Here is a 22468-nt window from a genome sequence, read left to right on the forward strand (position 1 = left end):
CCCGATCGATCGCGCAGGACGGTTCGCAGCAATTCGGCCGATGTCGCTCCAGCCGGTACAGACCGTGAATGGCGTACAACGATCAACGGCGAAGATCACGTCGACACGCCGATCCCTCGTCAGAACGTTGAGGCTCCGGCCACGAGCATCCGGGCTGTATCCGTCCACCAGTAGAGGACTTCCCGGCCTGACCGGCGCTTCTTCAGCAGACCGGCCTCCGTTAGTACGCGCAGGTGACCACCGACCGTGCCGAGCGGGAGTCCGGTCGCGGCGACCACGGCCGTGGTGCTGACCGGCTCAGCCGCCTGCACCAGAATCCTGCTCCGCGCATTCCCGAGCAGGCGGCGCAGGGGATCCGGTGTGCCGGGAGCCGCCTCGGTGAAGATCCCCGTCACCGGATAGACAATCCCGAAGCGGTCGGGCAACCTCCACGAGACCCAGCCTCCCCGGCAGTGGGCCGCGAAGAACGTCAGCTCTCCGCCCCGCACGTCGCACGGTGGATAGGGCCGCTCTTGGACCTGTAGCCGGCCGTCGCCGAGCCACCGCATGCCCGGACGCATGTCGTTGATGACCCCGGACCATCCGTCTCTGCCCAGCCGGGAGATCCGGGACACCACGTCGGCGCGCAATACCGACTGCCGGCGCGGCCATTCCACCTCGACCGTGTGGTGCCAGACCCAGCGCAACAGAGTGGCCGTCCGTCTCGCTAACCCGGTACCGCGCAACTCCGGGGCCAGCGGGGAACGTACGCGGGCCAGATCATCACGGATGCGTTCGTCCGACAGCGACTCCAGCTCCACAAGTTCGTCGTCCAGCGTCATGTTCGGGCGGGCGGGCGGCACCGTCAGGAAGTCAGCCATCCAGGAGGACGAGATTGCGTGCGCCACGATAGCTGCGGTCACCGGGTCGCCGTCGAGATAGCCGTGGAAGGCGTCGACATGCTGGTCCCGCCAGACCCGGTGCCACGGAAGCGGCTGGCCTCGGCGCAGGATATTGAGCGCTCCCAACGTCTCTGTGAGCTGTGACGTGCCAAAACGCGCCTGCACCATCACCTCGGTGTCGACCAAGAAGACCGCCACGTTTCGCCTCCAGTCGAAACTCTGGGGTGGCACTAGGCGATACCCCAAGCTCCTGGCCATGCAGAGTGACACCCAGCCAAGTGACCCGACGACCGTGAGCGCGCGAAACTTCAGGGCTCTGTGGGCCGGTGCCGCGGTCACAAACCTGGCCGACGGCGTCGTCAAGCTGACCCTGCCCCTGGTGACCGTCTCGATGACGGACTCTCCTGCTCTGGTCGCTGGTATCAGCGTAGCCAACACTCTGCCCTGGCTGTTGTTCTCACTGCCCGCCGGCGTGCTCGCCGACCGGGTCGACCGTCGGCGCCTGATCATGATGATGGCCGCCGCGCGCGCCCTGGTCCTCGCCGTGCTCGGGGGCGGTGTCCTCGCGGACGTGCTGCCGCTGGCCGGCCTGTACGCGGGGGCGCTGCTCCTCGGCACCGCCGAGGTGTTCGCCGACACAACTCGGATGTCAGTCGCGCCGATGGTCGTGCCTCGCAATCGCATGGAATCCGCGTTCGCCAAGTTGACCGCGACCGAGACCGTGGCCAACGAGTTCATCGGGCCGCCTCTGGGTGGCCTGCTGGCCGCCGCCGGACTGGCCGTCGCGTTCGGCGCTGGCGGCCTGGGCTACGCAGGCGCCCTGCTCGCCTTGGCAATCATGACTGGCCACTACCGCAGCAACCGCTACTCCAGATCGGCGACGAGCGCGCCCAGCCTCCGCGCCGACATGTGGTCCGGCCTCCAGTTCGTGTGGCGGGAAAGAGTTCTGCGGACCCTGCTGCTGCTGGCCGGCGCGGCAAGCGCATGCTGGGCGGCCTGGATGGCGGTCATCGTTGTCTATGCGGTCGCGCCCGGACCGATGGACCTGAGCCACGCGGAGTACGGCATGCTGATCGGCGCCTTGGGCGTGGGCGGCGTCGTGGGCGCCTCCGCCGCGCCCGCGCTCACCCGCCAGCTAGGGCGGCAGATCGTCCTCGCCATGTCGATGGCTTGTTTCACCGTGCTGCTGGCAGCGCCAGCGATCTCCTCGTCCGCCCGGCTGATCGCGGTAACGACCTTCCTGGGCGGTGCCGGCGCCGGCGCCTGGAACGTCACCTACAGTTCGTTGCGGGCGCTCGTCGTGCCAGACCAGATGATGGGGCGCTACAGCGGGGTCAGCCGCCTGATCAGTTGGGGATCGATGCCGCTCGGAGCTCTGGTCGCCGGCTTCACCGCAGAACTGATCAACGTCAGAGCGGTCTTCTGGGGCGGAGCAGCGCTCTGCGCCCTCGTGCTCGCCGCGACGTTACGAACGGTCACATCGCCCGAATTCCAACGGGTGGAAGCCCGCGCGACCGCCTCTCACGAACCTGCGCCGGCCCAGCCACATCACTTCTGACTTCCAGCCACCCCGGCGGGGTCAATCCTCAGTTGGACCCACCGGTCCGACCCACGATCCGGTCCTCGTCCTGCACCACGTCGAAGCCAACCGCTACGCACGATGAAAATGGCTGTCAGTAGTACGTCGGCTGCCGCTCTTCCGGGTCCGCATGCACCACGTCAAGGTTCCTGTTTGCGACGAGGCGGTCGACAACCCCACGGTCGGCTCCGATGCCGGCCCAATGAGGGTCGACGTCGCTGGCGAAACACCACGCATGATCCGCAGGCCAGACGAATGCCGGCGCTGAGTAAACTTCGGAGTCGAACAAGTCGCTCCACCCCATCAAGTCGTCCAGGGTGCCGGTGAACAGGACGTATCGCCGGTGCGGAAGGTCCAGCATGGGTCCGGCAGTCAGTGCGGGATTCCGGAACGTCGCGCCGCCCTCCCATACGCAGACATAGCAGTCGCGCGTGGAGGAGCTGTAGTCGGCGAGGGCCTCCAACGCTGTTCGGGCTATGTCGATCTCAGTAGATCGGCGAGATGGCAGCCGCACGTCCGACTCGCGCATCTCCGGAAGGACCGGATCGGGCAGGTAGCGAAGGCGTGCGTACGCGGGGAACGAGGCCGGCCCGAAGGTGATCAGCCGCGTCGGGTCGACATCGGTCGCATACAGCCACGCCGCAGCAGAGAGCTCGTCAGTGGGCTGCAGTGTCATCGTCGGAATAATAGTTCGCTAGTTGTAGTGGCCATGAGCGTCTTTGACGGCGTGTCGGCTTGATCCATGGAGAGACCCCGGCGAGGTGTGAGGCGCTGACGCCCATACCTACCGGAGGCCTCTATGGCCCACCGTAAACGCCCGTGACCGTACCGGTGACCGTGGTAACCCGGACAAGGACCCCGACTATCTCATCGAGGGGCACGTCTTCGACTGTTACTCGCCGCAGGCCCGGACGTCGGTGCGCAACGTGTGGAGTCAGGTCCGGGAGAAGGTCGACGATGAGCAGACGCAGCGGGTGGTGCTGAACTTGAAGGATTGGGAGGGTGACGTGGCGGCTTTGCGGCGGCAGTTCGACAAGTGGCCGATCGGCGGGTTGAAGGAACTGGCGGTGGTCACCCGCGACGGTACGATCCGTCAGATCGTCCGTGAGACTGAGAGGGCGTCCTGATGGCCGTGGAGTTCCGCCTGGTCCTGGCCGGTGACCCGCCCGTGGCAGAGGTAGCTGCGCTGACCGCTGCCGACCCCCGCGAAGTCCCACGTCCAGCGTCGAACCCGGCCCTTTTCTCCGCCCGTCTGTACGAGCAACGCGGCTACGCCATCACCGTCCGCCCCGGAACGAACGGCTACTGGGAGGCCGAAACCGACGGCGAGGCCCGCTGGGAATGGGCACCCACGTCGTACGTTTCCGTGACTTTTCCATGCGGGCCGACGACATCGTCGAGACGGGAATCCCCAACATGATGGCGGCGGTCAGGAGGGTCCTCGCCGGCCGCGAGGAGGACGCGGCCCTGGTGCAGGACGGCAACTACCTTCTCCTGACCCGAGCCGACGGCGTTGTCCACACCTACCGCCCGGACTGGTGGCACCACTACCACCTCGACCGTTCCTTCACCGGCTGACCTGCACCGCATGCCAGGTCCATCACCCTGGCTCGCGGTTGGCGGCCGGTCTCGACGATGCGGGCGGCTAATCGTGCCGCGGCTCACCGCTGAACCCACGGATCGGTGACGGGCGTCGTTGAGCAGATCACTATGTGCGTACCAGCGTGGGCTGGGCCGGGTGGCCTTCGACGGCGGCAGTCGTCACCGTTTTCGCCGTTCGGGCATCCCGGTCACGGAGCCGGACACCCACCATGGTGTGAAACAACCGCCTCCACCGCTGGTCGCGTCGCAGCCCGGCTGGAGTAGCTGCAGCGACAAGGAGCGACAACATGGCGGTTATGTGTCGTGGCGCCCGGCGGCCGACGCAGGTTTCTGCCGAGTCGAGTCTGCTGTTGGAACAGCGCCGGGACTGACCGTGCCCTCAGCGTCACCCGAGTGGCTCGCCTTAACCGTCCTGCAATGAACCTGCGGCTGCGGCTAGACGCCGGTAGCGGCCGCAGCTACAACACGGCCGTTACCAGGAGGTCCGAAGTCAGCCGCTTCGACGGTTGCCGTACTGGCGAGGACTCTGCACCGTGCCGGAACGGCCGTGGGCGCGGCTCGCGGTACCCCCGGTGTGGTTGGCGGTGGGCTTGCCCTTGGACCGGCGTGCCGCCCGGTTCTCGAAGGGCTGTGGCTGCTCCTCGGTTTCCGCTTCGGCGTCAGCGGTGGGATCGGCGTCGCTGGTGGCGTCGGTCATCGGTGTCTCCTCGTGCTGTTCAGGACTGGGCTGTTCGCGGCGGATCTGGAAGCGTGGCCGCCGCGATACGCAGACGGTAGCGGGCAGGCCGACCCGAGTCGGCACCGACTGCCTGGTTAACCATCCAGTCACGCCAGAGCCCCGCCAGGGTGATCCAACCAGACGCCGTCCGAGCACCCGGAGTAGCCGCGATGTGATCGGCTGCCGGGCACCAGATGGTTTCCGGTTCGGTGGGAATCTTCTATCTACGTCGTTCGTCGGGGTACGCCGCATGTAGGTGACGGCGGTTCCTGCCAGGGTGCCGATGGTCAGCGAGGGCGCGCGGGATGAAGAGGTCCCACGGTGCTGGCAGCCAGCGATCGAGAATCATGCCGGCCACCAGGCATCCGGCGGTGGCGATCGTTAGTGCGAGCGCTGCTCGCCGCCCGCATTTCCGGCGAATCATCGATGATGATCTTTAGCGGCTCAGGTCAGGAAGTCCGTTCCCCACGCACGGGGGGTGATCCCCCATCTGGCGCCCCTGGACGGGTGTCAAGCCGCGCAGGTCGATCACCATACGGGCATCGACCTGGGTGCCGACGATGTTGCGATCCTCGCCCGGCGCAGTGGCCGGGCGCAGTGTCAGTGGTGAGGCTGCGTTGTTTTCGCGGCCGGAGCTGTTGCGATCCTCGCCCGACGCAGTGGCCGGGCGCAGCGACCATGAGCAGTATAGCGATCCGGCCATCCGACTTGTGGGCACAGCCAGTCCGCGTTGCCCACCTAATCTACATCTCCCAGTTCGGAACCTCCCTAGGCTAGGGCGCCGCCCTCGATCCCATTTCGGGACCGGACTGCCACACGTCCGTCCGCTGATCGATCGCTGCTTCGTGGAAGGCGTCCGCGAGAGCCACGATGACGGCGTTGATGCCGGGACCGTCGCTGAAGAAGTAGTCGGCCATGGTGTTGTGGGCTTCCTGGTTGTCGACGACCGCGTCGATGACCGCCGCTTGGAAGTCCTGGGATTCCATGAACTGCTTCTTCGAGTTCACCTTGGCCTGGTTGACCAGGTCCGGGTAGGCGAGCAGCCGCTGCACCAGTCCCTGCACGAACTCACGAACCTGAGAAGCGGAGAACGACTCGGCGCCGAAGAGGTCGTTCATCTTGTCGATGACGACCTGTAGGGCGACGTACTTCGGCTCCTTCCGGGTGCCGGTGCCGGCGGCACCGATGCCCTTGAGCTGGCCGTCACCGGTCAGCGAGATGTCGACCGCGGTCGCCTTGGTGTGCTTGACGCCGACCAGGACCACGTCGGAGAGGTCGACCTCCGCAGACCAGGAGGAGTCTGCGATGACCTTCTCCAGGAGCCGCAGGAAGATCGACAGCATCTCCAGGTACGGGTCGCCGTAGTCGACGATCTGGCTCATGAAGTCGTAGAGCCGGACGTAGGTGGAGACGTCCTTGCGGAACAGGTCCAGGGTGTTGAGGGTGACCTTGTCGTCGGCCTCGATCGCTGCCGCGTAGCGGCGGGCGAAGTCGTTCTTGGCCGGGCTGATCGCGGCCGAGAGCGCGTTGTTGCCTTTGCGGGTGACCCAGAGTTCGGCGACCTCGCGCACCTGCTCTGGTGTGTAGATCCCGGCCTGGGCGAGTTTGTTGGAGAGGTGGACGACGACGTACGGGTCGGTCTCGGTCTCCAGCGTGGCGTTGGTGAAGTACGGCTCGAACGCGGTCCGGATGTCCTCGGGCTTGTTCACGAAGTCAATGACGAACGTCTTGCGCTTCTGCTCCCCGCTGGCAGTGCGGTGGGTGCGGTTGAGCCGGGACAGGGTCTGCACGGCGGTGACCCCGGAGAGCTTCTTGTCGACGTACATGGCCGAGAGCAACGGCTGGTCGAACCCTGTCTGGTACTTGTTGGCGACCAGCATGATCTTGTATGTCGTGCCCTTGAAGGCGGCGGCGAGGTCCGCACCGGCGCCGGGGTTGAGCTTGGCTTCGGTGAACTCCTCGTCTTTGCTCGGCTGCGGCCCCCAGTCCGAAGCCCACTCCTCGTCCTCGTCCATCTTGACCGAGTTGGAGAAGGCGACCAGGGTGCGGTAGTTGTACGAGGCGTCCTCGGCGGCCCGCTTGGCGATGTAGGCGTCGATCGCCTTCTTGTACTTCACCGCAGCCCGGCGAGAGTCGGTCACGACCATCGCCTTCGCCTTGCCCTCCAGCAGGTGAGCGACGTTGATATGGAAGTGCTCGACGATGATCTGCACCTTCTGGCTGATGTTGGTCGGGTGCAGCTTCACCCACCGCATCAGCCCCTTACGCGCCGTGGCCTCTTCCACCAGCTCGCCGTCGGCGCTCTCGGCCCGGCCGGCGATCTTCAGTGCGGTGTCGTAGGACTGGTAGCCCCTGAGCACGTCGAGGATGTAGCCTTCCTCGATCGCTTGCCGCATCGAGTAGAGGTGGAACTCGACCGGCTTCCCATCGGGACCCTTACGACCGAACAGCTCCAGGGTCTTGTTCTTCGGCGTGGCGGTGAACGCGAAGTAGGAGATGTTTTCCGACTCGGCCCGCTCGGTCATCTCCGAGGCCAGGATCGCCTCGACGTCGACCTCCCCGCCCTCCTCGATCTCCTTGATCTCCTCAGCGGTCAGCACAGCCCGCAGCTTGCGGGAGATCTGCCCCGACTGCGAGGAGTGCGCCTCGTCGGCGATCACCGCGAACCGCCGTCCCTTCAGCGACGTGTCGGCCTGGATCTCGTGGAGGGCGTGCGGGAAGGTCTGCACCGTGACCGCGATGATCAGCTCCCCGTTCTTCAACGCGGTCGCCAGCAGCCCGGATTTCGACTTCGCCCCCGCTTTGCGAACGTCCTCCCGGCTGATCGTGGCCACGATCTTCCCCGCCCCGTCAATCTGCCGGATCGCGTCCTGGAGCTGCCCGTCGAGCACGTTGCGGTCCACGACCACGATCACCGAGTCGAAGACCTTCTCGTCGTTCACGTGCAGCCGCGCCAGCCGGTGCGCGGTCCAGGCGATGGTGTTCGTCTTCCCCGACCCTGCCGAGTGCTCGATCAGGTAGCGATGCCCCACCCCCTCCTCGCGCACTGCGGCCACGATCTTCGTCACGGCCTCCCACTGATGGAACCGTGGAAAAAGCATGCTCGTACGCCGCACCGACGTGCCGGTCGCGACATCCCACTCCTCCTTGGTCTCCACGATCATCAGCCGGCCGATGATGGTGAGCCAGGCGTCCTTCTCCCAGACCCGCTCCCACAGGTACGCCGTCGCCGACCGTCCGCCCTCAGCCGGCGGATTGCCCGCGCCACTGTCGTGCCCCATGTCGAACGGCAGAAAGTGCGTCTTCTCGCCCTCCAACTTGGTGGTCATCGCGGCCAGATCGTTGGAGACCGCGAAGTGCACCAGCGCCCGATGCCCGAACGACAGCAGCGGCTCCGGCCGCCCGTTGGTCAGCGGATGCCGGTTCTTGCGGTACTGGTTGATCGCCTCATCGAGGGACTGGGTGAAGTCGGTCTTCAACTCGACGGTGGCCACCGGGAGCCCGTTGACGAAGAAGACCAAGTCGATGCTGCGCCGATCGGCGGTGGAGAAATGCACCTGCCGCATCACCCGCACCCGCATCGCCGCATACTGCGCATTGGTGGTCGCGTTCAAGCTGGTGTCGGGGCGGAACTGTGCCATCTTCAACCGGCCACCACCGATGTACAGCACGCCGTTACGCAGGATGTTCAGCGTCCCGCCACCATGCTCAAGAGGCTTGTCGAGCGCCGTGGTCAGCACATCGAGGAACTTCGCCTCTGACCCCGCCGCCTTCAAAGCCTTCACGTACGACGGCTGCTGGGTTTCCTCCAGCCAGGCGAACAGATCCTCGGGAAAGAGCGCCCGCTCCCGATCGTAGCCAGCATCGCTCGCCGAGTAGGACCACCCGCGAGACTCCAGGTACGCACAGATCTCGGACTCGAAGACGACCTCGTTATGATCGGCCATCACGCCATCTCCCGCACGTCGATTTGTCCCGTCACCGCTGCCGTGATCAGCGCCGACCGCCGTTCGCGAGTAAGCTCGACGAATCGCTCGGTCTCTTCGATCATAGAATCGATCTTGGCGATCTGCCGGTCGAGATGCATCGCGATTCGGTGCTGCTCATTGATCGGAGGCGCGGGCACCGGCAGTGATCGGATGGCAGAAACATTGATTCTTCGGAAGGTGCTGCCAATCATCGCTTGCTCGATAGCGTGCCGCGCCTCAGCTCCCAACAACGCATAGCGCAGGAAGGATGGGTGAACGTCGCTCTTCCGGCGAAGTAGGACCGTCTCTTGACCAATGGCAAACTTTGGCAAGTCGGACGTGACAACCGAGACCAAACCAACGGATACATTTCGAATAAACAGAAGGTCTCCGGCACGAGGTGCACGACTACCGGCTCTGAGATGTTCGAAGAACTCAGCAGTCGTATAGTTACAAGCCGAGAGATCAACGGTCGCAGCCTGACACTCCCGGATGCTGGCCACCGGGTAGCGCCTATCGTCGTCGACGAACTCTGCGGTCACGTGGGCACAGTCAATGACATCGACGAGCCGCCGGAGCTGAGTTCTTTCCGAAGTCGCATCCAGTACCGCATGCGAGATCAGATCGGCTCGACGCTTACGGAGCATCTCAACCAAGCGTCGCTGTTCCTCGATAAGCGTGTCGATGCGGACGGTCTCGCCGTCGAGGTAATCGGCGATGGCGCGCTGCTCCTCTAGTGGCGGCAGCGGCATCGGAATCCTCGCGAGCTTCTCTGCGGTCAGGTGCGGCATCGAGACAACGTTGGAGTAGGCGCGAACGAAGCCGCTAGCGCGCAGCGCGATCAGATAGAACGCGATGAACCGGCCGTCGAAGTCGCCGAACGGCCGAAGTCGGTTGATCGAGTTCTGGAATCCCCACCCCGGGAGATCCTCGTCGACATACGCGGCACGACCGAACCCGCCTTGGCCGCCCTCGACGACGACAACGTCGCCCGCTCGGATGCTCAGCTGCTCCAGCTCAGCCTCGCCGAACCACATCTCCTTCACGTCGTCGAGAGCCAGAACGCCGTCGGGCTGCACGTTCGCAGCACGCATGTACGGGGCACGCATGTCGTTGCCGGAGTCGTTGCTCTGCAGCATCTTGCCGAGCGTGACAGTCGCAGCGTTCTTGACCTGGCCAGCCATCCACCCGTCCGGCAAGGCGCCCCAAAGAGGTCCCGTCATTGCTCCACCTCTCGCAGCAGCTCAAGGATTTTGGCGACCTGCTTCTCCAGATCAGCGTCGATCTCGGCGAGAGGGCGGGGTGGGACGTACTTGTAGAAGTGGCGCGTGAAAGGGATCTCGTAGCCGGTCTTGATCTTTGTCCAGTCAATCCAGGCGTCGGAAACGTGCGGCTTCACCTCGGCGTCGAAGTACGCCTGGATGACCTCGATATTGCCAGCCGGACCAGCGGTTGAGCCGCCATAGGTGAATGGGACGTTCTCGGTGTCGCGTTTCTTGGTATCCGGCTTGGGCTTGCCCTTGCGGTCGACGACAGGGTTGCCGGCCTCGTCGAGAAGGGGGCGCTCGACGGTGATGGTCCAGTAGCCGAACTCGTCGTTGCGCAGCACCTTGGAATAGTCCGGGTCGGCGTCTGTGAAGTCGGCGTACAACTGGACGACCTTCGCGCGGTCCTCCTCGCTGAGTTCACGGTTCTTGGCACCGAGGTTCTTGCGCATCTTGGTCCAGAACGACGAACCGTCGATGAGTTGGACCAGGCCCTTGCGGTCGGGGTGCTTTGTGTTGTCGAGGATCCAGATGTAGGTGGCGATGCCTGTGTTGAAGAACATGTTGGTCGGCAGCGCGACGATGGCATCGACCAGGTCTTTCTCCAGCAGCCATTTGCGAATGTTGGAGGGGCCGGACTCTGCGCCGCCGTTGAAGAGCGGCGAGCCGTTCATCACGATCCCGGCCCGGCCGCCGCCGTGCTCCGGCGCCCGCATCTTGTGGGCCAGGTGGAGCAGGAAGAGCATCTGCCCGTCCGAGGTGGCCGGGAGGCCGGGGGCGAAGCGGCCGTAGGGGCCGGCTTCGTCGCGCTCTTTCGTCACCGCCTTGGCGTACTGCTTCCAGTCGACGCCGTAGGGCGGGTTGGACATGCAGAAGTCGAACTGGCGGTCCTTGAAAGCGGGGTCGGTGAGGGTGTTGCCGAAGGCGATGTTGGTCGTGTCGTGGCCCTTGGCCAGCAGGTCGGATTTGCAGATTGCGTACGACTGCGGGTTGTACTCCTGGCCGTAGAGGCTGAGCTTCGCGTCGGGGTTCTGTGCGAGCAGGTGGTCCTCGGCCAGGGCGAGCATGCCGCCGGTGCCCGCGGTGGGGTCGTACAGCGAGCGGACGATGCCGGCCTCGGTCAGGTCGGCGTCCTTCTCGGCGAAGAGAAGGTCGACCAGCAGCCGGATGGCGTCCCGGGGGGTGTAGTGGTCGCCGGAGGTCTCATTCGCGGCCTCGTTGAACTTGCGGATGATGTACTCGAACGCATCGCCCATGTCGGCGTTTTCGACGACTTTGGGATGGAGGTTAATGGCCTTGAAGGACGTGACGATCTCGCGCAGAAGCCCTGCCTTCTCCAAGGCGAGGATTTCCTTCTTGAAGTCGAAGTATTGGAACACGTCGACATCGGGCGAGAAGCGGTCGATGTAGTCGGCCAGGTTGTCAGCCAGCCCATCGGCGTCAGTCAGCAGGTTTGCGAAGGAGTATTTCGAAGTGTTGTAGAACGGCCTGCCGGTCGCCTTCCTAACCTCGGACTTGAGCCGGTTCGGGTTGTCGTACTTCGCCGCAAGCGCGTGCACTGTCTCCCGGTCGGGTTCAAGGATACAGTCGAGGCGTCGAAGGATTGTGAGGGGGAGGATCACATTGCCGTACTGGTTGGGACGGTAAGGGCCTCGAAGTTGTTCGGCAATCGACCAGATAAATTTACCGAGGGTGCTCACAAAGCTCCTTACGAGGCTCAATCGACCACAGGTGTTGGACGCCCCGCACGAGCTCGCGCACGCCGTCCGAACAAGCGGCGCACAGTCTGCAGCAGCCGGTGCGTCACAAGAACATCATCAGCCATCAGACACCAGGGGTCCCAGGGGGTCGGCGGTACCACGCCGATCACGTTGAGTAAGTCGCCGTAACCGATCGAACGTCCGCTCATGCCGCAGATCGGTCAGCTACGACCGGTGTCCACCAATGTTTGAACCGACGAGGCTCCGTGCTGAACCAATCGGAGACGAAGAGCTGGTGGTGGCCGCTGACCCAGCGGCCACCACCAGCACAGGATGGGGTTGCGGGTCTAGAGGGTGGGGGTACGCAGGCTGGTGGTGAAGGTGGTCCAGGAGGTGGGGGAGAAGGTCAGTACGGGGCCGTTGGGGTCCTTGCTGTCGCGGACGCCCACGCCGCCACCGGGCAGCGCGTCGGCGACTTCGACGCAGTCGCCCTGGTTGCCGCTGCGGCTGCTCTTGCGCCACTTGACAGTCGTGTCAGCCACGGGTGAATGCCTCCATTGTTGCGGTTATCAACGTCCTCGACGACTCCTCGTCGAGTGCTCGTGAGGTCACGTCGTCCCACGCGAGTTTGTACGCCGCGACCTCGGTTGCCTTGTCGAGGTAGAGCGCACCGGTGAGGCTGTCGACGTAGACCAGCGGGGGTTCGAGCGGTTCCGAGGTGCCCGGCATGGGCGGGAACTCCAGGATGGTGAACGCGGACGTCATCCCGCCGTGCACGCCGGCCTCGAACGGGAGGATCCGCAGCCGCACACTGGGCGAACGGGTGACATCGAGCAGGTGTTGAAGCTGGGCCGCCATGACCTTCGGCCCACCGACAGCTCGTCGGATGACCGCTTCACTCAGCACGACCGCAAGGTGCGGCGGTCGAGGACTCGCCAGCAGGCGTTGACGCTCCATCCGGAAGTCGACCTGCCGCTCCACCTCCTCGGCATCGATGAGGCCCTTGGGTACACCCGTCACTGCCGATGCGTATTCGCGAGTCTGGAGGAGTCCGGGCACGGCCTCCGGCTCGTACTTCTGGATGCACTCGGCACTGCTTTCCAGCCTGACGAACAGACCGAACCAGCTCGGTAGGCGGGTGTTGGTGTAGTCGTGCCACCAGGCGCTCGCGCCCTTGGTGCGGGTTTCGCCACCGAGGGCGAGTAGTTCGGCGCGGTCTTCGGGGCTGGCCTCGTACAGCTCGCACATCGCCTTGATCTCGATGTCGCGGAACTTGATGCGGGGGTCGCCGGCTTCGATTCGGTGGATCGTTGCGGGGCTGCGTTGGAGAAGGATGGCAGCCCTCTCCTGACTCATCCCTGTCTCTTTGCGGAGGGCTGCCATCTTGCGGCCGATCCTCCGCCTCAACAGGGCCGATCCGTCCGTGTCGGACACGGAGCCTCCTATCACCACTTTGCCAAACAGCAGCATACAAACGATGGGCCACTAGATCACGTTCTGCGCATTGCTGCCCTGACCAGGGCTAACGTCTTGTGAAGGCGCTAATGTGCAATCCCTTTCATGATTTGAATTGATGTGCTGCATTGCATTCTGCCCTATCGCAGCCAGACGATGACTCTCAGCAAGTTGTCGGGCATCTCCGGCGACAGCAAGCCCTCACTTGTGGACGGCCAGCGGCTGTCTGTTGAGGACTCATCCGCCCCACCGTGCCGCCCACAGGCGCCACGAACCGGGTGCGGGGATCGCACCCGCTTCCCCCGATCGGAGCGGTCCCCGCACCCACCCCGTCGGGGTGCGCGGTCGGCGCCAGGGAAGGCCCGGCCGCGCACCTCTCGCAGAAAGGTGATGGCAGTGCGCCTCAAGTGGTTCGTACCGGCCAACGCCGACCACCCGTTTCCCCCGTTCGGCCTCCATCCCACCTGGACCCCCACCCGCCCAGGTGATCAAGAGGTTCTGGGCTTCGGAGATGCCCGTCGAAGACCAGAACCTCCTGATCAACCCCGAAGCGGCGGGGGCGGCGACCAGGGCGGGCGCGCTGGGCGGGAGGGGGTGGGGCATGGGGCAGGCGGTGCCTGAGGTCGCGGCGGGGACGCTGCTGCGGCTCGATCCGGGTGACTGGTCCTACGGCCGCGACCTGGTCCCCGGTACCGCCGTGGCCGTCACCGTCGCATGCGTCCGTGAGCTGCCGAATCGGGCGGACGAGTGGGTGTGGGTGCTCGGTCACCGGCCGGAGTGCGAGTACCCGCACGTCGACCGGCATCCGCCCTGCATGGAGGTGCGGGTCAAGGTCGCCGCGCTGCATGACCAACGGCAGACGAGGTGACCGGCACAGACGAGAGCGACCGGGATGTGGATCGCTTCGAGGCCGCGCGCAACACCGTGCGCCAGCACCGCGACGGGCGCACCTGCTTCCACTGTCAGGGCGGCGGGTGCGGGCAGCACGCCTGGGCGATCGAGGAACTCGGCCGTCATCCCGGCGGCCGAAAGCTTCTTCGGCGGCTCGGGTTTCCCATCGACGATTCGACCGAGGAGGGCCAGCCGCGGTGAACAGCACACCCCACGGCGACGACCATGCCCCACACCTGCGGGAGCAGCCGGCCCGGCCGGTGCGCGCCGTCGGCAGTGCCGCGATGCCGAGCACCGTACGTCTCGCCGACGAGTTCTTCTACCTGGCGCACGACGACCAGACCGGCCGGTCGCGGCTGTTCGAGTCGGCGACGGCGTACGGTCTGGCCGCCGCGCTGCTCGCCGAGCTGTACGGCGAGGGCCGGGTCACCTTCGAGGGCCGGCGCCTACGGGTGATCAACACTGTCCCGCCGAAGGACTGGCTGCAACACCTCGTCCTCGATCGCCTGGTCGCGGAGCCGCGGCACACCGAGACCCGTACCTGGTTGGCGTATTTCGCCACGGACGCCTACCAACAGGTGGCCACCCGGATGTGGCAGCTCGGGCTGCTCCGCCAGCAGCAGGTCGGTCGGCTGTGGCGACAGCGCACCGTCTACGTACCGGCGGACATGAACACGGCCGCCTGGTCGTGGGCCCGGCTCTCCTTCCAGCTGCGCAACCACCGACGCCTCAACGCCTTCGACGTTGCCCTCGCCGGTCTGGCGGTGCACACCCAGCTCGATCCGATCCTGCTCGACGGCACACCCCCGGCCGTGCGTGCATTCCTGCGCCAGCAGGTCGAGCAGGCCCCGCCACCGCTGCGGGACCTGCTGGCCGACCTCGGTGCCGTCGTCGGCAGCGCCGTACTGACCCACCGCACCACCTGACCACCCTCCGTTCATCCCTTCTCGTCGAGAGAGAACTGATGTCCCACTCGAAACCCGACACCGTCTCCGCCGTCCTCGCGCGCGGGCGGCTCGGCATCCCGTCGGTGGTGTTCTTCGTGATCGCCGCCGCCGCTCCGCTCACCGTCGTCGCGGGCGGCGCCACCACCGGGTACGCCGTCACCGGGGTCACCGGCATCCCGGTGTCCTATCTGCTGGTGGCGGCCGTGCTGGCGTTGTTCGCGGTCGGCTACGTGGCCATGTCCCGCCGGATCGTCAACGCGGGCGCCTTCTACACCTACGTCACCCGGGGGCTCGGCCGCCCGGCCGGCGTCGGTGCCGCCATGGTCGCGCTGCTCGCCTACAACGCCATGCAGATCGGCCTCTACGGTGGGGCCGGCGCCGTCACCGCCCAGTTCCTCAACGACCGGTACGCCGTCGACCTGACCTGGTGGAGCTGCGCCCTCGCGGTGTGGGCGGTCGTCGCGGTGCTCGGCGTCGCCCGGATCGACCTCAACGGCCGGGTCCTCGCCGTCGTCCTGGTCGCCGAATGCGTCGTCGCCCTGACCTTCGACGCCATCATGGTCACCCACCCGGCCGACGGGACCGTCAGCTTCGACACCCTAGCCCCCTCGCACGTCTTCGCCGCCGGCATCGGCGCGGCGCTGGTCACCGCGATCACCGGGTTCGTCGGGTTCGAAGGCACCGTCGTGTTCAGCGAGGAGACCAAGGACCCACGGCGCACCATCGCCCGTGCCACGTACATCGCGGTCGCCGTCACCGGCCTGCTGTACGGGCTCTCCGCCTGGGCGATGTCGGTGGCCACCGGCCCGGACCGCATCGTGGCGGCGGCCCGCGCCGACGGCACCGACCTGATCTTCAATCTGGTGTCGCCGTACCTGGCCGACAGCATCGTCACCGTCGCCCGGGTCCTCTTCATCACCTCGCTGTTCGCCGCGCTGCTCAGCTTCCACCACACCGTGGCCCGGTACCTGTTCGCGCTCGGCCGGGAACGGGTGCTGCCGGCCGTGTTCGGTCGCACCAGCCGGCGTACCGGTGCCCCGAAGGTCGGCTCCCTCGTCCAGAGTGGGCTCGCCTTCGCCGTGCTGGTCGGCTACGCCGTGGCCGGGGCAGATCCGATCGTGCACCTGTTCTTCTGGGTCACCGTCACCGGTGGGCTCGGGGTGCTGATCCTGATGACGGTCACCTCCGCCGCCGTGATCGGCTTCTTCGCCCGGATCACGCACACCGAAGGACTGTGGCGGTCACTGATCGCACCGGGCCTGGCCACGGTGGCGCTGGGCGGGATCCTCACCGTGACACTGCGGGAGTTCGCCACCCTGCTCGGCGTCGCGCCGGACTCGCCGCTGCGCTGGGCGTTCCCCGCCGGGTACGCCGCCGTCGCGCTGCTCGGCATCGGGTGGGCGCTGGTCCTGCGCACCACAAACCCCGAGGTGTACGCCGCAGTCGGCCTGGGCGCGGACCGCGACACCGGACCCCTGCGCGCCCCCGACACCCTCCGCCAATCCGCCTGACCAGGGAGAAGCCGTGACCGTCAGCAACAACGATCTGCTCGTCCGCCCCGCCACGGTGGCCGATGCCGGGCCGCTGGTCGGCGTACTCGCCGAGGCGTTCCACGAAGGCCACCTCGCCGACTGGCTCATTCCCGACCCGGTCGACCGGCGGACCGTCTACTACGAGTACTTCGCCGACGCCTTCCAGCACGGACTGGAACACGGGCAGGTGTACACCACCGGCGACCAGAGGGCCGTCGCGATCTGGTACCCCCGCCTCGAACCCACCCCGGTCGACACCCGCAGCCGGCTGGCGACGTTGGAACACATCGCGGGCCCGTACGCCCCGAAGTTCGTGCTGCTGGAGGAGATGTTCGACGCCTTCCACCCCGACGACCCGCACCACTACCTCGCCTACCTGGCCGTCGCCCCGACCCGGCAGAACCGGGGCATCGGCGCCGCGCTGCTCGCCGACCAGCACCGTCGTCTCGACCAGCTCGGCCTGCCGGCGTACCTGGAGGCCAGCAACATGCGTAATCGGCGGCTCTACCTCCGCCTCGGCTACCACGCCGGCCCCACCATCGTGCTGCCCACGAAGGGGCCGGTCATCTGGCGGATGTGGCGCGGCGCCCCCACCAGCAGCGGCCGGAGCCCCTTCCCGCGCACCCGGCCACACCGGCGGTCCCTGTGACTACCGCCCACCATCCGTAGGCGAGGTCGTCGAGTCGGCCAGCGCTGAGCCGGTCCGGGGACTGATGCCGGTGATGGTCAGGTCGAGCAGGCGGGCGGCCTCGGCCGTCGGGTCGGGGTGGTGGGTGGTGGCCAGGGCGATGCCGGTGATCAGGGTGAGCAGGTCGTCGATCGTCACCCCCGGGGCGAGGGCCCCGGCGGCGGACGCGCGCCGGACCAGTGGCTCGCCCGCGGCGGTCAGTTGCGCGCAGGCGCAGTAGACGTGGGTGTCCTCGGGGCTGGCAGCCCGGTCGCGATTCAGTGCCTCGGCCAACCCGCTGATGGTGGCGGCGGAGGCGAGAACGGCCTTGAGCCACTCCAGCAGCGCGGCCCGGGGGTCGGCTCGGTCGGTCCGGTCGGCGGCGTGTGCCGCTAGGGCCTCGACGCGCTCGCGGAAGACCGCCGCCAGTAGGGCGTGGCGGCTGGGGAAGTGCCGCCGTACGGTGCCCGAGCCCACTCCGGCGACCCGGGCGATCTGCTCCAGGGAGGCGTCGGCGCCGTGTGCGGCGACCTCCTGCACCGCGACGGCGAGCAGGCGGGCGTAGTTGCGCCGCGCGTCGGCGCGCTGCGCAGCGGTCATGGTCGCTCAGCTCCAAGGTTGCTAAGTGGCGGGGTCCGCCGTATCTTACCGGAGTAGAAACGGCGGGCCACGCCGTTTAGCGAGAGGGGTCCCATGTCCAACGAACCCGCACCCGTTCTGGTCGTCGGCGCCACCGGACGACAGGGCGGCGCGACCGTCCGCGCGTTACGGGCGGCGGGCGTACCCGTTCGCGCGTTGGTCCGTGACCCGGAGACCGACCGGGCCCGTGCCGTCGCCGCCCTCGGCGCCGAGCTGCGTACCGGCGACCTCAACGATCGTGGCTCCCTGATCGCGGCCGCAGAGGGAGCCCGCGCGGTCTTCTCGGTCCAGATGCCCGAGCTGAAGGGGGAGTCCCTCGACTTCGACGGCGAGGTGACCCAGGGGGTCAACCTGATCGAGGCGGCGCTCGCCGTGGGTGTGCCACAGTTCGTGCACTCCTCGGTCTCCGGCGCCGGTCAGCACGCCGAGGCCCCCGGCTGGCGCGAGGGCCGGTGGGCCGCCCTGAAGCCCTACTACGACGCCAAGACCGCCATCCAGGACCGGGTACGCACGGCCGGGTTCCAGCACTGGACCCTGATCAAGCCGGGGTGGTTCATGGAGAACTTCCTGCCCTCGATGGCCTATCTGCTTCCCCGGGGCATCGAGGGCGGGCTGGTGACCGTGCTCCAACCCGAAACCCGGTTGTCCCTGGTCGCGGTCGACGACATCGGGCAGGCTGCTGCGGCGGCCATCGCGGCACCGGAGCGCTTCCACCAGGTCGAGCTGGAACTGGCCAGCGACTACCGGACGATGACGGAGATCGCCGAGGTCATGTCGCGCGCCCTGGGTGTGCCGCTGACCGCGCCGAGGATGACCGACGAAGAGGCGGTGGCGGCCGGTATGCCGTCGTTCGGGGCTGTCTCGCACCGTTTCGTGGAGGTGGCCGGGCAGCCCGCCCGCCCGCAGTTCGCCCGGGACCTCGGCATTCCGCTCACCTCCTTCGAGGAGTGGGCCGCGCAGTACCTGTCCCGCTGAGTGCGGCCACGCGACGAGAAAGACCCGAGCCACGATCCGGGCCAGGACCCGGGCCAGGACCCGGGCCACGACCTGGGCCGCGATCCGGGCCGTGATCCGGGACAGGACTCGGGCAGCCAGGCCGCCGCGCTGGCCAGCGCGGCCGGTTGACCCGGTGATCGACTCCGTTTCGCCGAAACGGCGGTATCCCACCGCTCCGAACCCCGCCGTTTCGGCGAAACGGCGGGAGTCAGCGAAGCTCCACCGGAGGCGTCGGTACTGGCGGGATACCGCTCGGTCGGGATACCGCTCGGTCGGGATACCGCCACGCGGTCGAAAACGGCGGCGGCGATCCTGTCGTAGGGCTGCCGACGACAGGCCCGCTCGCTGCGTCGGGTGGGGCAGGCGGGCCCTGTCGAGCTGATGGCGCGAACGGGTCACGGCCCAGGTGGCAGATCCGTGGCCGCCGCGACGACGCCCTGCGGGATAGCACAACCGGTTCAGCTCGACAGGGGGCCACCCACCCCAGCGGCGAGCCCGGCTGACCTGCACCGCGTGCCACTGGCGGGCTGTGGAGTCAGATCGTGTGGATCGTGATGAGGTCTTCGAGTCCTGCAAGGTCGTCGGCGTTGCGGGTGTACACGGCGGCATCATGGGCGTGTGCGGTTGCTGCGATGAGCAGGTCCATCACCCTGGCTCGCGGCTGGCGGCCGGTCTCGACGACGCGTGCCGCCAATCGTGCGTAGCTGTCGGCGATGGCGTCGTCGATGGGCAGCGGATCAAATCGACGTTGAATGGCGCTCAACCGCGCCAACCGGAGTGCCCTCGCCTCAGCGGATTTCGCGACCAGGACACCGAACTGAAGTTCGGCGAGGCTGGCGACGCTGATAGCCAGTTCCCCGGGAATCGGAGTCACATCGTTGGCGATAAGGATGCTGGTGTCGAGGATGCCGCGACTCACCGCTCAACCCACGGATCGGTGACGGCGTCGTCGAGCAGGTCCCGATCACTTGCCCACCCCGGGTCTGTGGGTTGGTCGAAAACGCCGGCAAGGTCGTCCCACTCACGCCAGGTTCGAGGACTGACCGGGCCCAGCACGGCTGCCGGGCGCCCGGCGACGGTGATCGTCACCCGTTCGCCCCCCTGCGCGCGACGAACCAGGTCGCTTGCGTTCTGCCGCATCTCCCGCAACCCAACCTCGTACATACACCCAACGTAGCACATGTGCTACCTGTTGTCGGTGCATCCCAAGCGCAGGGCTCGGGGTGCCGAGGAGTGCGTGCTGGACGCTAGCGACCATCTACCCGGGCGCGCCCCCGCGCGGCATGTCGGCCAGCGGGGGAGTTGATCAGATCATCTTCCAGCGCTTGCGGGGCGGGCGGACGGTCACGTCACCGAAGACGACGCGGCAGCGCACCTCGACGATCGGAGCGCCGGGGGTGACCGGGCCGCTCAGCTTCGACTTCTTGTCCCCGAAGACCGCAGAGCCGGTGAGCCGGACCTCGGTGCCTTCCGGTACGACGATGGTGATGCTGCCGAAGATCACGTTCGCCTCGACGGTGGTCACCTGCCGGGGCAGCCGGGCCTCGTGCAACTCGATCCGGCAGTCGCCGAAGACGGCCCGGGCGTCGATGTGTTCCGGCACCGGCCAGGCGCCCTTGCGCACCTCGCTGCCGAAGACCGCGAGCAGCTTCTCCGTCGCCGGGGCGAGCGCCCCGCCGGGGCGGGCGGGGGAGCGGCTGGGGGCGTTCGGCAGGTCCGTGGTCAGCCGGGCCAGCTCACCCCGGGTCTGCGCGGCGTGGGCCGCGCCGACCCGATCGGTGTACTCGTCGAGGGTGAGTCGGCCTTCGGCCGTGGCCTTGCCGAGCAGTTCCACGATCTCCTCCCGTTCCCGGTCGGAGACGCGCAGTCGGTCATCGTCGTTGTGCCGTTCCCACTCCACGCACCGAGCCTACTGGTGCCCCGCACCGACCTCGGCAGCCGATGGTCCGGGCTTGCCCTGCCCCACAGGCTGCGGGCCGGAGCCGGTCGCCGCGATCCGTTTGCGCCCTCAGCTCGACAGGGCTCGCCGACCACCTGTCGCCCTCCGCCCCACCACTGCGGGCGCGGGCCGGAGAGCTGGACGACAGAGCTAGCAGGCGGCCGTGCCGACGAGCAGATTGCCGTGCGGGATGGCGATCGGCCGCCGGGGGGCCGGCAGGTCGACGGCGGGACGGCGGGTCTGTGCCGGGGTGTGCGCCCGGCGGGCCACCGCGTAGGCCTGGGCGGTACGGGCGGCGATGGTGGCCCAGCCGTACCGCCGGCCGACCATGCTGCGGGCCTGCCGGGCTACCCGGCGGGCGAAGACCTCGTCGCCGATGAGCTGGTCGACCGCGCCGGCCAGGGCCGGTGGGTCGCTGTGCGGGAAGGTCACCCCGGTGACGCCCGGTTCGACGATCTCGGCCAGGCCACCGGTACGGGCCACGGCCAGCGGTGCTCCGGCCGCCGCCGCCTCCAGGGCCACCATCCCGAACGGCTCGTAGAGACTCGGTACGACGGTCGCGTCCGTGGCCCCTAGGACCGCCGGCAGTTGGGTGTTGTCCAGGAACCCGGCGAAGCGTACGGTCCCGCCGAGCCCGAGCTGCCGGGTCCGCTCCTCCAACTCGTCCCGGTAGGGCCCGTCCCCGGCGATCAGCACCCGCAGCCCCGGGTGCCGGGCGCGTAGCTGCGGCACCGCGTCCACCAGGTGCTGCACCCCCTTCTCGTAGACCAGCCGCCCGGCGTACCCGATCAACGGGCCGTCGGCGGCGAACCGGGCGCGGGCGGCGGCGACCGCGCGGGGGCGGGCCCGCCAGGCCCGGTCGTCCACCCCGTTGGGCACCACGGCGACCTTCTCCTGCGGCACCTCGAACAGGGTGGTGACCTGGTCGCGCATGTACCCGGAGCAGGTGATCAGACGGGTGGAGGCGGTGCTGAGCCAGTGCTCGACACCGTGGATGGTGCGGTTCATCTCCTCGGGCAGCCAGCCCTGGTGTCGGCCCGCCTCGGTGGCGTGCATCGTGGTCACCAGGGGCAGGCGCAGATGCTCGGCCAGGGTGATCGCGGTGTGCGCGACCAGCCAGTCGTGGGCGTGGATGACATCGAAGTCGGCGGTGGCGGCGGCGTGCAGGGCGGTACGGGTCAGGGTGTGGTTGAACGCCATCGTCCAGGCCAGCAGCGATCCGGTGGCCAGGGGGAAGGTGACCGGGTCCTCGGCGGCCCGCAGGATGCGTACCCCGTCGCGGTGTTCGGACAGCGGCGCCCCCGCGGCGTGGCGGGTGACGACGGTGACCTCGTGGCCGGCGGCGGCCAGGGCCACCGACAGAGCGTGCACGTGCCGACCGAGGCCACCGACCAGGACCGGCGGATACTCCCAGGACAACATCAGGACCCGCTGCGGACGTACGGGGTTGATGTCGATCACGTCGGCGTCCGGTGACATACGCGCCCCCTTTGAGTTGTCTCTCCGCCCAGGACCAATCCTGCTGGCAGCTGGATAACCAGCGGAGACATCCCGATTGCGGGGCTGTAAAGCCCGTCGGTACTCCCGGTCTCGTCACCGGGAACGGACGCGAGGCGACATTGCGCCCACCTCTGCGACAGGCGTAGCACCAGCCGGTCTGCACCTCCCGCAACTGTCTGATGACCTGCC

General features: G+C 67.5%; 20 protein-coding genes and 2 pseudogenes. 9 read left to right on the forward strand and 13 right to left on the reverse strand.

Features of this window, described 5'->3' with window-relative positions:
• Positions 1-119 precede the first annotated feature (119 nt).
• Positions 120-1079: an ArsR/SmtB family transcription factor gene (locus tag OIE53_RS03430; protein WP_327025100.1), complete on the reverse strand. Its 960-nt coding sequence runs from the start codon at positions 1077-1079 to the stop codon at positions 120-122.
• 58 nt (positions 1080-1137) lie between these two features.
• Between OIE53_RS03430 and OIE53_RS03435 the strand changes: the two genes are divergently transcribed.
• Positions 1138-2439, forward strand: a complete 1302-nt coding sequence (locus tag OIE53_RS03435) for an MFS transporter (RefSeq protein ID WP_327025101.1) — start codon at positions 1138-1140, stop codon at positions 2437-2439.
• A 115-nt stretch (positions 2440-2554) separates the two neighbouring features.
• Here the strand turns inward: OIE53_RS03435 and OIE53_RS03440 are convergent, their stop codons facing one another.
• Positions 2555-3136: a hypothetical protein gene (locus tag OIE53_RS03440; RefSeq protein WP_327025102.1), complete on the reverse strand. Its 582-nt coding sequence runs from the start codon at positions 3134-3136 to the stop codon at positions 2555-2557.
• A gap of 136 nt (positions 3137-3272) precedes the next feature.
• Here OIE53_RS03440 and OIE53_RS03445 point away from each other — a divergent pair.
• Positions 3273-3587, forward strand: a pseudogene (locus OIE53_RS03445) (hypothetical protein); the annotation flags it as partial.
• Positions 3587-4038, forward strand: a pseudogene (locus tag OIE53_RS03450) (SitI3 family protein). The pseudogenes OIE53_RS03445 and OIE53_RS03450, both read left to right, overlap by 1 nt.
• 514 nt (positions 4039-4552) lie before the next feature.
• Here the strand turns inward: OIE53_RS03450 and OIE53_RS03455 are convergent.
• The 6 genes from OIE53_RS03455 to OIE53_RS03480 all read right to left on the reverse strand — a co-directional run bounded on the left by OIE53_RS03455 (position 4553) and on the right by OIE53_RS03480 (position 13147).
• The gene (locus tag OIE53_RS03455) at positions 4553-4759 is read right to left on the reverse strand and encodes a hypothetical protein (RefSeq protein ID WP_327025103.1); all 207 of its coding nucleotides are present in this window, start codon (positions 4757-4759) and stop codon (positions 4553-4555) included.
• 794 nt (positions 4760-5553) lie between these two features.
• Positions 5554-8727 (reverse strand): type I restriction endonuclease subunit R, encoded by a 3174-nt coding sequence (locus OIE53_RS03460; protein WP_327027058.1) that lies wholly within the window; start codon positions 8725-8727, stop codon positions 5554-5556.
• Positions 8727-9971, reverse strand: a complete 1245-nt coding sequence (locus OIE53_RS03465; RefSeq protein ID WP_327025104.1) for a restriction endonuclease subunit S — start codon at positions 9969-9971, stop codon at positions 8727-8729. Before OIE53_RS03465 ends, OIE53_RS03460 begins: the two co-directional genes overlap by 1 nt.
• On the reverse strand, positions 9968-11713 hold the full coding sequence (locus OIE53_RS03470; RefSeq protein WP_327025105.1) for a type I restriction-modification system subunit M: 1746 nt from the start codon (positions 11711-11713) through the stop codon (positions 9968-9970). The genes OIE53_RS03465 and OIE53_RS03470 overlap by 4 nt, the downstream gene beginning before the upstream one ends.
• 347 nt (positions 11714-12060) lie before the next feature.
• Positions 12061-12255, reverse strand: a complete 195-nt coding sequence (locus OIE53_RS03475) for a DUF397 domain-containing protein (RefSeq protein WP_327025106.1) — start codon at positions 12253-12255, stop codon at positions 12061-12063.
• Positions 12248-13147, reverse strand: a complete 900-nt coding sequence (locus OIE53_RS03480; protein ID WP_327025107.1) for a helix-turn-helix domain-containing protein — start codon at positions 13145-13147, stop codon at positions 12248-12250. The genes OIE53_RS03475 and OIE53_RS03480 overlap by 8 nt, the downstream gene beginning before the upstream one ends.
• A 532-nt stretch (positions 13148-13679) precedes the next feature.
• Between OIE53_RS03480 and OIE53_RS03485 the strand changes: the two genes are divergently transcribed.
• Genes OIE53_RS03485 through OIE53_RS03505 form a run of 5 tightly spaced genes read left to right on the forward strand, consistent with a single transcriptional unit; the run spans position 13680 to position 17187 of the window.
• Positions 13680-14036 (forward strand): hypothetical protein, encoded by a 357-nt coding sequence (locus OIE53_RS03485; RefSeq protein WP_327025108.1) that lies wholly within the window; start codon positions 13680-13682, stop codon positions 14034-14036.
• The gene (locus OIE53_RS03490) at positions 14033-14260 is read left to right on the forward strand and encodes a hypothetical protein (protein WP_327025109.1); all 228 of its coding nucleotides are present in this window, start codon (positions 14033-14035) and stop codon (positions 14258-14260) included. Before OIE53_RS03485 ends, OIE53_RS03490 begins: the two co-directional genes overlap by 4 nt.
• Entirely contained in the window at positions 14257-14985 is a 729-nt protein-coding gene (locus OIE53_RS03495) for a GOLPH3/VPS74 family protein (RefSeq protein ID WP_327025110.1), read from the forward strand. The genes OIE53_RS03490 and OIE53_RS03495 overlap by 4 nt, the downstream gene beginning before the upstream one ends.
• 38 nt (positions 14986-15023) lie before the next feature.
• Positions 15024-16517, forward strand: coding sequence for an APC family permease (locus tag OIE53_RS03500; protein ID WP_327025111.1), 1494 nt, complete (start codon positions 15024-15026; stop codon positions 16515-16517).
• A 13-nt stretch (positions 16518-16530) separates the two neighbouring features.
• Positions 16531-17187, forward strand: coding sequence for a GNAT family N-acetyltransferase (locus OIE53_RS03505; RefSeq protein ID WP_327025112.1), 657 nt, complete (start codon positions 16531-16533; stop codon positions 17185-17187).
• Here the strand turns inward: OIE53_RS03505 and OIE53_RS03510 are convergent, their stop codons facing one another.
• Complete coding sequence (locus tag OIE53_RS03510) at positions 17188-17805, reverse strand: TetR/AcrR family transcriptional regulator (protein ID WP_327025113.1); 618 nt, start codon at positions 17803-17805, stop codon at positions 17188-17190.
• Between the two features lie 93 nt (positions 17806-17898).
• Here OIE53_RS03510 and OIE53_RS03515 point away from each other — a divergent pair, with 93 nt between their 5' ends.
• Complete coding sequence (locus OIE53_RS03515) at positions 17899-18819, forward strand: NmrA/HSCARG family protein (protein ID WP_327025114.1); 921 nt, start codon at positions 17899-17901, stop codon at positions 18817-18819.
• Between the two features lie 556 nt (positions 18820-19375).
• Here the strand turns inward: OIE53_RS03515 and OIE53_RS03520 are convergent.
• From OIE53_RS03520 to OIE53_RS03535, 4 genes are all read right to left on the reverse strand, one after another.
• A complete protein-coding gene (locus tag OIE53_RS03520; RefSeq protein WP_327025115.1) occupies positions 19376-19759 on the reverse strand; it encodes a PIN domain-containing protein in 384 nt (127 codons plus the stop codon).
• A complete protein-coding gene (locus OIE53_RS03525) occupies positions 19756-20004 on the reverse strand; it encodes a type II toxin-antitoxin system Phd/YefM family antitoxin (RefSeq protein WP_102660696.1) in 249 nt (82 codons plus the stop codon). Before OIE53_RS03525 ends, OIE53_RS03520 begins: the two co-directional genes overlap by 4 nt.
• 142 nt (positions 20005-20146) lie before the next feature.
• Positions 20147-20740, reverse strand: coding sequence for a DUF1707 SHOCT-like domain-containing protein (locus OIE53_RS03530; RefSeq protein ID WP_327025116.1), 594 nt, complete (start codon positions 20738-20740; stop codon positions 20147-20149).
• A gap of 189 nt (positions 20741-20929) precedes the next feature.
• Complete coding sequence (locus OIE53_RS03535; RefSeq protein ID WP_327025117.1) at positions 20930-22258, reverse strand: glycosyltransferase family 4 protein; 1329 nt, start codon at positions 22256-22258, stop codon at positions 20930-20932.
• Between the last annotated feature and the right edge of the window lie 210 nt (positions 22259-22468).

This window comes from Micromonospora sp. NBC_01739, assembly GCF_035920385.1.
Taxonomy (GTDB): Bacteria; Actinomycetota; Actinomycetes; order Mycobacteriales; family Micromonosporaceae; genus Micromonospora.